At 41.1% G+C, this 12832-nt stretch carries 12 protein-coding genes; 9 read left to right on the top strand and 3 right to left on the bottom strand.

Going from position 1 to position 12832, the window contains the following annotated elements:
- Window positions 1–29: 29 nt before the first annotated feature.
- On the bottom strand, window positions 30–1034 hold the full coding sequence (locus DWX65_RS09505; RefSeq protein ID WP_117841773.1) for an ABC transporter substrate-binding protein: 1005 nt from the start codon (window positions 1032–1034) through the stop codon (window positions 30–32).
- A gap of 130 nt (window positions 1035–1164) precedes the next feature.
- Here DWX65_RS09505 and DWX65_RS09500 point away from each other — a divergent pair, with 130 nt between their 5' ends.
- Window positions 1165–1896 (top strand): phosphatase, encoded by a 732-nt coding sequence (locus tag DWX65_RS09500; protein ID WP_118173340.1) that lies wholly within the window; start codon window positions 1165–1167, stop codon window positions 1894–1896.
- Window positions 1897–2121: 225 nt separating this feature from the next.
- Here DWX65_RS09500 and bsh read toward each other — a convergent pair whose 3' ends face one another.
- Window positions 2122–3108 (bottom strand): choloylglycine hydrolase, encoded by a 987-nt coding sequence (gene bsh, locus DWX65_RS09495; protein WP_118173339.1) that lies wholly within the window; start codon window positions 3106–3108, stop codon window positions 2122–2124.
- 222 nt (window positions 3109–3330) lie between these two features.
- Between bsh and DWX65_RS09490 the strand changes: the two genes are divergently transcribed.
- From DWX65_RS09490 to DWX65_RS09470, 5 genes are all read left to right on the top strand, one after another.
- Window positions 3331–3570: a hypothetical protein gene (locus tag DWX65_RS09490; protein ID WP_117699171.1), complete on the top strand. Its 240-nt coding sequence runs from the start codon at window positions 3331–3333 to the stop codon at window positions 3568–3570.
- Between the two features lie 16 nt (window positions 3571–3586).
- Entirely contained in the window at window positions 3587–4195 is a 609-nt protein-coding gene (locus DWX65_RS09485; protein ID WP_118173338.1) for an HD-GYP domain-containing protein, read from the top strand.
- Between the two features lie 101 nt (window positions 4196–4296).
- A complete protein-coding gene (locus tag DWX65_RS09480; RefSeq protein WP_022243411.1) occupies window positions 4297–4599 on the top strand; it encodes a DUF6110 family protein in 303 nt (100 codons plus the stop codon).
- A gap of 97 nt (window positions 4600–4696) precedes the next feature.
- Entirely contained in the window at window positions 4697–6772 is a 2076-nt protein-coding gene (locus DWX65_RS09475; RefSeq protein WP_118173337.1) for a heavy metal translocating P-type ATPase, read from the top strand.
- Window positions 6773–6927: 155 nt separating this feature from the next.
- On the top strand, window positions 6928–7260 hold the full coding sequence (locus tag DWX65_RS09470; RefSeq protein ID WP_117699169.1) for a YerC/YecD family TrpR-related protein: 333 nt from the start codon (window positions 6928–6930) through the stop codon (window positions 7258–7260).
- A gap of 229 nt (window positions 7261–7489) precedes the next feature.
- On the opposite strand, the gene DWX65_RS09465 is transcribed toward DWX65_RS09470, so the two are convergent.
- Window positions 7490–8179, bottom strand: coding sequence for a DUF1836 domain-containing protein (locus DWX65_RS09465; protein ID WP_118087713.1), 690 nt, complete (start codon window positions 8177–8179; stop codon window positions 7490–7492).
- Between the two features lie 269 nt (window positions 8180–8448).
- On the opposite strand from DWX65_RS09465, the gene pcrA reads away from it, so the two are divergent.
- The 3 genes from pcrA (at window position 8449) to rlmD (ending at window position 12634) form a co-directional block, all read left to right on the top strand.
- A complete protein-coding gene (gene pcrA, locus DWX65_RS09460) occupies window positions 8449–10677 on the top strand; it encodes a DNA helicase PcrA (protein ID WP_022242637.1) in 2229 nt (742 codons plus the stop codon).
- A gap of 127 nt (window positions 10678–10804) precedes the next feature.
- Entirely contained in the window at window positions 10805–11083 is a 279-nt protein-coding gene (locus DWX65_RS09455) for a hypothetical protein (protein ID WP_022242638.1), read from the top strand.
- 135 nt (window positions 11084–11218) lie between these two features.
- Complete coding sequence (gene rlmD, locus DWX65_RS09450; protein WP_118173336.1) at window positions 11219–12634, top strand: 23S rRNA (uracil(1939)-C(5))-methyltransferase RlmD; 1416 nt, start codon at window positions 11219–11221, stop codon at window positions 12632–12634.
- Window positions 12635–12832 lie beyond the last annotated feature (198 nt).

The following is a 12832-nucleotide window of genomic DNA, read 5'->3' as shown; positions in this document are numbered from 1 at the left end:
AATAATGATTTAATTTCTGACACTTTGAACTACGGTGTGGATGCTTTTTCGGCAAAATCTGTATTTACAAGATCTTCATAAGGAGCGGCACCGGAGAGAACACCGGACTCTTCTAAAATAGTAAGCATTAAGTCATAGCCTTCTTCCCGGAGTATTAAATCTGTGTTCCAGGTTTCCTGGTCGTAGTAGCGGCTTACAATAAGTGTAAGGGTTTTAAGATCTGTTTCACTAAACTGTGGTGCAATGACAGTTGCGATTTCTTCCGGACTGTGACCTGCTACATAATCCATGCCTTTCTGTAAAGCATTGGTGAAATGCTGGATAAGGTCGGCATTTTCCTTAAGATAGCTTTCTTTGGCACAAAAAGCAGTATATGGAAGGTAGCCGGAATCCACGCCAATGGACGCTACCACATAGCCGTCACCGGACTGCTCCAAAGCAGTAGCGGATGGTTCAAATTCAATGGTATAATCCCCCTGCCCGCCGGAAAAAGCCGCTGCGGTAGAACCAAAGTCAATACTCTGGTCGATTTTGACTTCGGAAGGAGAAACACCATTTTCCCGGAGTACATATTCATATACCATTTCCGGTGTGCCACCGGCTCTTCCGCCCAGCACATCTTTTCCAATCATATCTTCATAGGAAAAGGAATCGGTGTTTTCCCTTGCAACCACAAAGTTACCGGCACGCTGGGTAAGCTGTGCAAAATTGATGACATGGTCTTTTGCACCTTCCGTGTAGGCATAAATGCTTGCCTCCGTTCCCATGAACCCTACATCTGCATCCCCGGAAACAACGGCAGCCATGGTTTTATCCGCTCCAAAGCCGGTGGTCAATGAGAGCTCGATTCCCTCATCTTCAAAGTAGCCTTTTTCGATGGCCACATACATCGGTGCGTAAAAGATGGAATGTGCCACTTCGTTTAATTTTACGGTTGTTAATGCTTTAGAATCATCTGATTTGCAGGCACAAAGCGGGAAGGACATAAGAAGAATTAAGAAAAGAGAAATACCTTTTTTATAAAATCGTTTCATAGAGCATCCTTAAAAGACATTTGTATTATAGTATGAAAGACAGATGAAAATGTGCTATGATGGATAGGATAGGATTGTCTGAAATTTAGAAAACAGTATTAAGACAAGAGATATAAAAGGAGAACAGAACATGAACGACTACGTAGACCTTCATACTCATACAATTGCAAGCGGACATGCTTACAGTACTATTGAAGCAATGATAAAGGCGGCAGAGCAGAAAGGAATCCGTCTCTTTGGTATTACAGAGCATGCTCCGAAAATGCCGGGAACCTGCAGCGAGTTATATTTTAATAATCTTCGCGTGCTGGAAAGAAAGCATGGAGAAATGTATACGCTGTTTGGCGCAGAACTTAATATCATGGATATGGAAGGGCATGTGGATCTGCCGGAGCGTACCTTAAGGCAGATGGATTTGTGCGTTGCAAGTATGCATGGTCCGTGTTTTCATCCGGGAACCATAGAAGAAAATACGAAAACTTATCTGAATGTGATGAAAAATCCCTATGTAAACATTATCGGACATCCGGATGATTCTTATTATCCGGTGGATTATCGTGCATTGGTGGAAGGTGCAAAGGAACATCATGTATTGTTAGAGGTCAACAATGGCTCCCTGACACCGGGTGGCTTTCGGCAGAATACGAAGGAAAACAGCTGCAAAATGTTAGAACTTTGCAAGGAATATAAAGTTCCGGTTATCATGGATTCCGATGCACATGTGGATACTGCAGTTGGGAATCATCAATATCCATTGGAAGTTATTCAGATGGTAGATTTTCCGGAAGAACTGGTGGTCAATACCAATGTGGAACTGGCGAAGAGTTTTTTGAATTATTTTAAATCACCGGAACATCTATAAGGAGTTATCACATGTGAGAAAAGAATATCAACAGCGGTATTGACAGAAAACAAGAGTTAGCATAAACTAACTCTTGTAAGGAACATTACAATACACACAAAATACTTTGGACGTAAAGGGAGCAGACTTTTGATGCGGGTCTGCTCCTTTTATATGCCATCAATTAGGGGATTGCGATGTGGGAGAAAAATTTATTAAAAAATTTTTCTCCCACATCGCAATCCCCTAATTCTGCCAGTGAATCCCACCCGCATCAAGAACCGCAAACCGGATCAACTCTGCACTGTCCAGGTTCTCATGATGCATATCGATTCCGTTAATTGAATGATTATCATAGGTCGTATAGTAATAAATCCCCTTATCTACATTGCAGCAGGAAGTGTAGATTGTAATTTCATATTTTTCATCAGCAACTTCACAGCAGCCCCGCTGCTGGTCAACGGAACCTAAGATATGAAAGAACTGGCTGACACTTTCGATTTCTGAACTGCCGGAAATGGAATGCAGTCTGGTGAAAGCAACCCGGATAAAACGGGACTGGGAAGATAAATCGCCCGGCAGACCCAAAGCCCCCATACCGCGGCTGTAAGCCTGTAAGTTGAGTTTGTCGGAAAAATGATTTTCCGGCTGCCTGGATGAGAGCGCTGCATAATTATTTAAAGCAAACATCTGCATTGGAAAAGGTGGATTGTTGGTCAGCACACCGGCAGGATTGTCATAGATATGAAGCCCGTCTGCCATGGATTCCACAACGATGTTTTCACTTTTGTCGGCAATCATCCAGTGAAGCTGTGCTGCCGGAAAATGGCTGGCAAAAACAGTTCCAACGAGATTCATCTGCACTAATTTTTCTTTGGCTTCTGAAACAGAAGCACACTGGCTTAGAATCCATGGAATAAATTCAAATTGTGCAACATTTTCCTTTGTATCAATAATATCAGCATAAGCGGCATTTCCCACAAAGTTAAGCCCTGCCATGCAGACACCTTTTTCATTGCAGGCATCATAATAAAGAGGATAGTCAACACCATTGTCTGGTGCTACATGAGCCATGCCAATCATGGCATAGTGGGAGCTTAAAGTCCCGGCATGACGGAAATGAAAAGGATAGTTGCGAGGGGTGATGGTGACTTCATCACCATAAGAAAATTCATAATCAAGGGTTCTGCCCATGTAGAAGTTCTTTGCTTGATAAGTAGCTGCGGTGCACATAAAATAGCCTCCTTTTATCTTTCTTTTGTATTAGTATTCTGCTGAAAAATCAGATTTATGTAATAGGACTATTATAACGTGGATACAGGGGTAAATCAAATTAAGAAATAATGAGAAAAAATATCGATAAGAAAGGTTCTATTTTCAATAACAGATGTTATAATACAACTGGATTAGAAAGAACTAACATAAAGTAGTAATAACTAAGAAAGGAAACGCATTATGGGAAGATATTATCGGATGTCTAAAAAAGTAACAGAGGATCAGGTAAAAGAAATTCTTCGTGAAACATTAGAATTAGAAGATGTAGAGGAAGCAGAATATGAGGCAGAGACACAGCTTCTTAAAATTGTAACCAAAGATAACCAGTTTGCAGGTGTTATGACCAGAGTGGTAAATATCTGCAGCAGAATCGGCAAAGGAGCAGAATTATCATTTGCAAAATTTGTCATTGAAGGATAGAAAGTGAAGGGATTATTTGAAAACTTGTGAATATTGCGATGAGATAGATTATCATGAAATTATAGAATGCATTACCTGTGCACTGGATGCAAAGGACCCTTATACGGCGGGGCATTCCCAGCGTGTCAGTGATATGGCTATGAAAGTATGCCAGTTAATTGGCTTAAAAACGGAGAATATACAGCAAATCCATATTGCAGCACATCTCCATGACATTGGCAAAATTGGTGTGCCGGATGCTGTTTTAAATAAAGAAGGAAAGCTTGATGATGAGGAATGGGAGGCAATGAAGAAACATCCCTCTATTGGAGCTGAGATTTTGAGTAAATCAAGACATTTAAAAGAAATGAAATATATCGTGCTCTGTCATCATGAACGATTCGATGGAAAGGGCTATCCGCTTGGACTCAAAGGAGAAGAAATTCCGGTGGGGGCAAGAATCATTGCAATCTGCGATTCCATTGATGCCATGACTTCAAACCGGAGTTATCGCAAAGCACATGATTTTGACTACTGTTATCAGGAAATCAAAAATAATCTTGGCAAGATGTATGACCCGATTATCGGACAGTATGTCTTAGACCACTGGGAAGAAATTATTTCCGTAATCAAAATTTCAAGATAAGATTCTGTTGTTGATAAGAATTCTCAATAACGAAAAAGAGTATGGACAATGGGTTTTAATGGCGGTAAGCTAAAAAACAAACAGAAATAGGAGGAATACATATGTTTGATTTTGTGAAAAAATTTAACTGGAAGAAGACCGGAATCTTTGCTGCCGGTGTATTGTTTGGAACAGCCGGAATTAAAATATTAGGTAGCAAGGATGCAAAGAAAGTCTACACAAACTGTACAGCAGCAGCATTACGTGCAAAGGAATGTGTCATGAAGACTGCTTCTAATATCCAGGAGAATGCAGAGGATATTTATGCAGAGGCACAGCAGATTAATGAAGACAGAGCTGCTAAAGCAGCAGAATATACAGATGAATCTGTAGAAGATGCAACAGAAGAAACTGTAGCAGAATAAACATTGGGCATGCGATTTTGTTCGCTGTTCACGTAAACTATGAGAATCACCTGCAGAATATGCTGTAGGTGATTCTTTATCTAAGGAAGTATGTAATATGAGATTTGTTATAAAACATGAGATAAAAGGAAGACTTCGTATTCATATCATTCAGGGCGGGATGAGTTTCCGCCAGGCAGATATGATGGAATATTACCTGAGTAACTGCAAATGTGTCACTTCAGTGAAAGTAAATGAACGTTTACAGGATGCAGTAGTCTGTTATGTGGGAAATCGTGAGGAGATGATAGAGACACTGCGTCATTTCTCTTATCAGAAAGTGGATGTGCCAGAGACTTTTTTACAGAATTCCGGCAGGGAGCTGAACCGGACTTACTGGGACAAGCTGGTAAATAAAGTGGTACTCCGTATGGGCAGTAAGATGTTCCTGCCATATCCAATCCGCGCAGGAATTACCATGGTCCGTTCCGTGAAATATTTGTGGGCTGGAGTGTCTGCATTGGCGAAGGGCAGGATAGAGGTTCCGGTGCTGGATGGAACAGCTATTGGAGTCTCTCTGCTTCGCAATGACATCAATACAGCAGGTTCCATTATGTTCTTACTGGGCATTGGAGAAATCTTAGAGGAGTGGACACACAAGAAATCCGTCGATGATCTGGCAAGAAGTATGTCCTTAAATGTCAGTAAAGTATGGCTGTGTCAGGATGGACAGGAAATACTGGTATCGGCATCTGAGATTAAAGAAGGCGATGAAGTCTGTATTCATATGGGAAATGTCATTCCGTTTGATGGCGTGGTAACGGAAGGGGATGCGATGGTAAATCAGGCATCCTTAACCGGCGAATCCCTTCCGGTGCATAAGAGTGCAGAAGGTTATGTCTATGCCGGAACCGTATTGGAAGAAGGAGAACTGACCATTCGTGTCAAAGAAGTAAATGGCTCCAGCAAATTTGAAAAAATTGTCACAATGATTGAAGAGTCAGAGAAGTTAAAATCTTCCCTGGAAAGTAAAGCCGAGCATCTGGCAGACCGCCTGGTTCCATATACATTACTAGGAACAGGCATTACCTGGCTCTTTACCAGAAATGCCACAAAAGCATTAGCAGTTCTTATGGTGGACTTTTCCTGTGCATTAAAACTTGCAATGCCGGTATCTGTATTGTCTGCAATCCGTGAAGCAAGTGTGCACAATATTACCGTAAAAGGTGGCAAATTCTTAGAGGCAATGGCAGAAGCAGATACCATCGTCTTTGACAAAACAGGTACTCTGACCAAAGCACAGCCTACCGTAGTGGATGTGGTTCCTTTTACGGATAAGCCCACGGAAGAACTTTTACGTATTGCTGCCTGCTTAGAGGAACATTTCCCTCATTCTATGGCAAAAGCAGTTGTAGATGCAGCCCAGGAAAAGAATCTTGTGCATGAAGAACTACATTCTAAGGTGGAATATATTGTAGCACACGGAATTTCTTCCACCATAGAAGGAAAGAGTGTGGTAATCGGAAGCTATCACTTTGTATTTGAAGATGAAAAATGTGTGGTTCCGGAAGGCTATGAAGAACAGTTTAACAGCCTTCCATCAGAATATTCACACCTTTATATGGCAATTGAGAACCGCCTTGCAGCCGTTATCTGTATTGAAGATCCGCTTCGTGATGAAGCAGCAGCCGTTGTAAATTCCTTAAAGACAGCCGGAATTAAGAAAGTTGTTATGATGACAGGGGATAGTGAACGTACAGCATCCGCCATTGCAGCAAGAGTGGGCGTAGACGAGTATTACTCCGAGGTACTTCCGGAAGATAAGGCAAGTTTTGTAGAGAAAGCCAAAGCAGAAGGACACAAGGTCATTATGATTGGAGATGGTATCAACGATTCACCGGCATTATCTGCGGCAGATATTGGAATAGCCATCAGTGATGGAGCAGAGATTGCAAGAGAAATTGCAGATGTAACTATCGGTGCAGATAATCTTTATGAGATAGTAACCTTAAAGGTGCTGAGTAATGCATTGATGAAACGGATTCATAAGAACTACCGGACAATTGTTGGATTCAATACAGGACTGATTGTGCTTGGCGTGGCAGGAGTCCTGCAGCCAACCGTATCTGCATTACTTCATAATACATCTACCTTGGTAATTACCTTAAAGAGTATGCAGAATCTTCTGGATTAAAAATTTCCAGAAACAGAAATCTTACGGTTCAGGAAAAGAAAAATTTTGAATAGAAAATTGAAAAGAAAATTTTTCGAAAAAACGGTTTACTTTCACACTTTAATATGCTAACATTTTTGTATTGAAATAAGTATAATACGAAAAGGAGAGGCAGAATGAGTAAGAATGTAAGAACGGAAGCAGTGGATCATTTGTTTGATGCAATCTTAAGCCTTGAAAATAAAGAGGAATGTTATAAATTCTTTGAAGATGTCTGTACGGTAAATGAATTACTGGCATTCTCACAGAGATATGAAGTGGCAAAGATGTTGCGTGAGCAGAGAACTTATCTTGATATTGCAGAGAAAACTGGCGCATCAACAGCAACCATCAGTCGTGTGAATCGTTCCTTGAATTATGGATGCGATGGATATGATATGGTATTTGCAAGAACGAATGTAAAACCTTTGGAAGAAGAGAAAAAAGCGGAAAAGAAAAACGAAGAGTAGAGATAAAGTTAAAACGACATTTGATTTTTACACAAAATCATGTAAATGATAAAGAAAAGCACCGGTTCGAAAACTGGTGCTTTTTCAATTTACAGGAAATTGCTTTTCTGTAAAGTAAAAAACGCTCTGCGAGGATGCGCACTGCGGCGTATAAGGTAGATGTCGCAAGCGGCCGCCGCAGGCGCGGGAATGTGCCAAGGCATATTCTTTTTTCCAGGCATATGGCTTTTTATTCGTTCGACTTTTTTCCGGAAGTCTTTTTCTCGGAAACTTTTTTCTCTTCGGAAGCTTTCTTTTCTGCAGCACGCTGCTCATCTTCCGCTTCTTTTTCCATTTCCTTTGTCTCGTCAATCAGCTTTTCAATCAACATACGCTTTACAAATACATCGAAGCTTAACATGCAGATAAAAGAAAATGTATGAAGAAAATCCTGGTCTTCTTCCGGTGCATCTGCAAAGGTGGTAGAACTTGTGTTAAACTTCTTGGTAATATCTTTCATCAGATTTTTTACTTCATCCCGTTCCAGACTGAACACCTCTTCATAGACAGTTGTCAGATTGAATTCTCCTTCTGCATTGAAGAAACGTTTTGCCAGAGGATTTAAGATACTTTCGATATCATTGATACTTAATATGCTTTTGAAATAATAAATGAAAATCAGCATCAGAATATGTTCTTTGCTGTATTTCTTCTTGACCGGCGGTGGAAGCAGATTGTTTTTCGCATAATTGTTAATCATGGTTTTGGTCAGAATCTTGTCATCGGGATGACGCTTGGAAGCTGCAAGCTGGGTATCCATGAAGGTTGTAATCTGATCCATGTAAAGGTCAATATTTGGAATACTTTCCGGACGGATATAGTCAATCCGCGACAGACTGGATAAAATACTGTTTAATAAATCTTTAGCATCAATTGTCATTTGAATTCACCTCATACCTATTATATAGTATTGAAAACTAGATAACAAGAAGAAAAATGACAGAAAGCATATACAATGACGCTGTGATGTGTAAATGACATTGCGTGATGCAACTACAATAGAATAAACATAAGGGAAAAGAACTCATGAATGCGTTCGACGGACAGTACAAAAAGAAATCTGAAAAGAAATACAGAAAATATGTTCCCATCCCTTAAGGAAGTATGGTATACTGAGCGGAGTGGTATTGAGGAGAGTAAAGGAGCATTATGAGTATATACGATTCATTAAATGAAGAACAGAAAAAAGGTGTATTTACAACAGAAGGACCTGTGCTGCTGCTGGCGGGCGCAGGCAGCGGAAAGACCCGTGTGCTGACCCACCGGGCGGTATATCTGATAGAGGAACTGGGAGTCAATCCCTATCATATCCTTGCGATTACATTTACCAATAAGGCTGCAGGCGAAATGCGGGAGCGTATTGATGACATGGTGGGCTATGGCTCGGAAAATATCTGGGTATCTACCTTTCATTCTACCTGTGTGAGAATTTTGCGCCGTTTTATTGACCATATCGGATTTGGAACCAACTTTACCATATATGATACAGAAGACCAGAAGACCATTATGAAGGATATCTGCAAGCGTCTGGAAATTGATACGAAGATGTATAAGGAAAAAAGTTTGCTTGCGGCCATTTCTTCTGCAAAGGACGAGCTGATCAGTCCGGAAGCATATGCCCTTCGGGCGCAGGGAGATTTCCGGAAAATGAAGGAAGCAGCCGTTTACCGGGAATATCAGCAGGTGTTACGGAAAAATAATGCACTGGATTTTGATGATTTGATTGTAAAGACCGTAGAGCTTTTCCAGTCGGATATGGAAGTGCTGGATTATTATCAGGAGCGGTTCCGCTATATTATGGTGGACGAGTATCAGGATACCAATACGGCACAGTTCCAGCTGATTAAACTGCTGGCAGGCAAATATAAAAATCTCTGTGTGGTAGGTGATGATGACCAGTCCATTTACAAATTCCGTGGAGCAAACATTTATAATATATTGAATTTTGAAAAAGAATTTCCAAATGCAGTCACCATCAAGCTGGAGCAGAATTACCGTTCCACCCAGAATATTTTAAATGCAGCCAATGGGGTCATTGCCAATAATGTGGGACGAAAGGCAAAACGCCTCTGGACGGAGAATGAGGAAGGTGAAAAAATTGCGTTTCATCAGTTTGAAACCGGATTTGATGAAGCAGATTATGTAGCAAAAGATATCCGGAGCAAAGTACGGGAAGGCATGTATCATTACGGAGACTGTGCCGTATTATACCGTACCAACGCCCAGTCCCGGCTTTTCGAGGAACGTTTTATCACAGCCAGCATACCATATAAGATTGTGGGTGGCGTAAACTTCTATTCCAGAAGAGAAATCAAGGATTTACTGGCTTACCTTAAGACCATTGACAATGCCATGGATGATTTGGCAGTGCGCCGTATTATCAATGTGCCAAAGCGTGGAATTGGAGCAACGACATTAAGCAGGGTGCAGGATTATGCCGATGAAAACGGTCTTACCTTTTATAATGCCTTAAAAATGGCAGAAGAGATTGGCACAATCGGACGGGCGTCTGCAAAAATCAGACCGTTTGTAATGCTGATTCAGAGTATGCGGAGCAAGCTTCCGTATATCAGTGTATCGGAGCTTTTGCAGGAAATTATTGAAGAAACCGGTTATGTCCGTGAACTGGAAGCAGAAAATACAGAGGAAGCACAGCAGCGAATGGAAAATATTGATGAGTTGATTTCCAAAGCGGTTACTTATGAGGAAAGCGAAGAAGAGCCGACCTTAAGCGGATTCTTAGAGGAAGTAGCACTGGTTGCAGATATTGACAGTGTGGATGAGACACAGGACTATGTAGTGCTGATGACGCTGCACAGTGCGAAGGGTCTTGAATTTCCACAGGTTTATCTGGCAGGAATGGAAGACGGACTGTTTCCGGGATTCGGTGCAATCTGTGCGGAAAATCCAACAGCGGAAATCGAAGAAGAACGTCGTCTTGCCTATGTGGGAATCACAAGAGCCAAGGAGCGGTTGTCCATATCCTGCGCAAGAATGCGTATGATACGAGGAGAAACACAGTATAATAAGGTGTCCCGTTTCGTAAAAGAGATTCCGCGGGAACTTTTAGCGGGAACCATCCAGAAGGAAAAAATGCCGGATATTCCGAAACCAAGTATGATGGCGAAAAATGCATTTTCGGCAAAGCCGATGGCACTGCGCAGAACTGGCGTACCGGAGGCAAGAAACTTTGGCAATTCCGCAATGAAAAAGCCGTTGGATTATGCTGTGGGTGATACCGTTTCCCATCTGAAATTCGGCACCGGAGTCGTAAAGCAGATTATTGACGGCGGCAGGGATTATGAGGTTACCGTTGATTTTTCCGGTGTAGGTGTGAAGAAGATGTTTGCATCCTTTGCCAAATTGAAAAAGTTATAAAAATTTTATGAATTTGTAATTTTTTCTAGTAGATTGGGGAAACATATGCTATAATGAATTAATAAAAAGAGTTCTAGGTGGCAGGAAAATGAAAAACTGTTGTTGGCATAAAAAGGAGTGGTCAGAAATGGAAAAAATGGAAGAATTAAAGAATTTATTAACCGCAAATGTGAACAAAGTAACAGAATTATTGCATAAAAAGGAGAAAGAGGAAATAATGGAAGAGAAGAAAAAATCAAAAGCTGGTTTAATTTTTGCAATCATTGGTATTGTTGTAGTAGTTGCTGCAGCTGCTTATGGATTATATCGTTTCTTTGCACCAGATTATCTGGAGGATTTTGAAGACGATTTCGATGATGATTTTGAAGATGACTTCTTTGACGAGGATGACGAGGAAGAGAAATAATCATTATCATTTGCATAATTTAACAGGTGAAGATGTAAAGGGCTGTGTGATATCATGCAGCCCTTTTACTGAGTGTGCCGGAAACGCTGCGGATGACATGTGTTTCTGGAAAAGAATTGTTCGTGTGAGGTAAGTATGAAAAAAGGTCAGGTATTACAGGGAACTGTTGCATATGTGGATTTCCCGAATAAGGGAGTCGTAAAAGTAGAAGAAGGAAAGCAGGTAATCGTAAAAAACGTATTACCGGGACAGGAGATTTCCTTTTCTGTAAATAAGGTAAGAAAGGGAAAGGGCGAAGGCCGCTTACTGGAAGTTTTGAAGAAAGCACCAAATGAGCTGCCGGAAGCACCATGCCCGCATTTTGGAATCTGTGGAGGCTGTACTTATCAGAATTTATCCTATGAAGATCAGCTTGCATTAAAAGGACAGCAGGTGAAGAAACTGATGGATGCGGTAGTAGACCCGGAAACCTACAGCTTTGAGGGCGTAAAAGCAAGTCCGAATGAATTCGGATTCCGTAATAAGATGGAATTTACTTTTGGGGATGAATATAAGGATGGTCCCCTTGCCCTTGGCATGCATAAGCGTGGCAGCTTTTATGATATTGTTTCGGTAACGGACTGTAAAATTGTAGATGAAGATTATCGGAAGATATTAAGCTGTGTGCAGCAGTATTTTGCAGAAAAAAAGATTTCCTATTATCACAGAATGCGGCATACCGGATATCTGCGTCATTTACTGGTGCGTAAAGCGGTAAAGACCAAAGAGATCCTGATTGACCTTGTAACGGCAGGTGCAGAGCATATACTGGATGGTCTGACAGAAGTAGTATCTTCAGAAAAAGATTTGCTGACCGGAATGAAAGACGCGTTATGTAAACTTGATTTAGATGGCAGCATTGCAGGAATTCTTCATACGAAAAATGACAGTGTAGCAGATGTAGTAAAGGATGAAGGAACAGAGATTTTATATGGAAAAGATTATTTCTACGAAGAACTCTTAGGACTTCGTTTTAGAATCACACCATTTTCTTTCTTCCAGACCAACTCTCTTGGAGCAGAGGTGCTTTACCAGACTGCAAGGGACTATATCGGAGATACGCTGACCGAGAAGGCAGACAAGGTGGTATTCGATTTATACAGCGGAACCGGAACCATTGCACAGATGCTGGCACCTGCCGCAAAAAAGGTAGTGGGTGTGGAAATAGTAGAAGAGGCAGTGGAAGCTGCAAAGGAAAATGCGGCATTAAATGGTCTTGAAAACTGCGAATTTTTAGCCGGTGATGTCTTAAAAGTATTGGACGATATTACCGAAAAACCGGATTTTATCGTATTAGATCCTCCACGGGATGGCATCCATCCAAAGGCATTGGAGAAGATTATCCGCTATGGCGTAGACCGTATGATTTATATTTCCTGTAAGCCAACCAGTCTTGCAAGAGACTTAGAGGTTTTAACCGCCAGAGGATATCAGGTGGAGCGGATGTGCTGCGTGGACATGTTCCCCTGGTCCGGAAATATTGAGACTGTGGTTCTTTTGTCCCAATTGTAACAGAAGCCGGATGATTATATTAATGTCACAATTGAACTTGATAATGTGGATATAACATCTGCAGAGACTAAGGCTACATATGATGAGATAAAGAAGTATGTGGCTGAACATAATGCCGGCATGAAGGTTTCCAATCTGTATATTTCGCAGGTAAAGAGAAAATGCAGAATTGAAGTTGGAAAGAATTTGTGCGTTGCA

Source organism: Roseburia sp. AF20-18LB, from assembly GCF_003461185.1.
Taxonomy (GTDB): domain Bacteria; phylum Bacillota; class Clostridia; order Lachnospirales; family Lachnospiraceae; genus Roseburia_C; species Roseburia_C amylophila.
The sequence above is the reverse complement of the archived record's forward strand: the minus strand, read 5'-3'. Positions and strand labels throughout refer to the sequence as shown.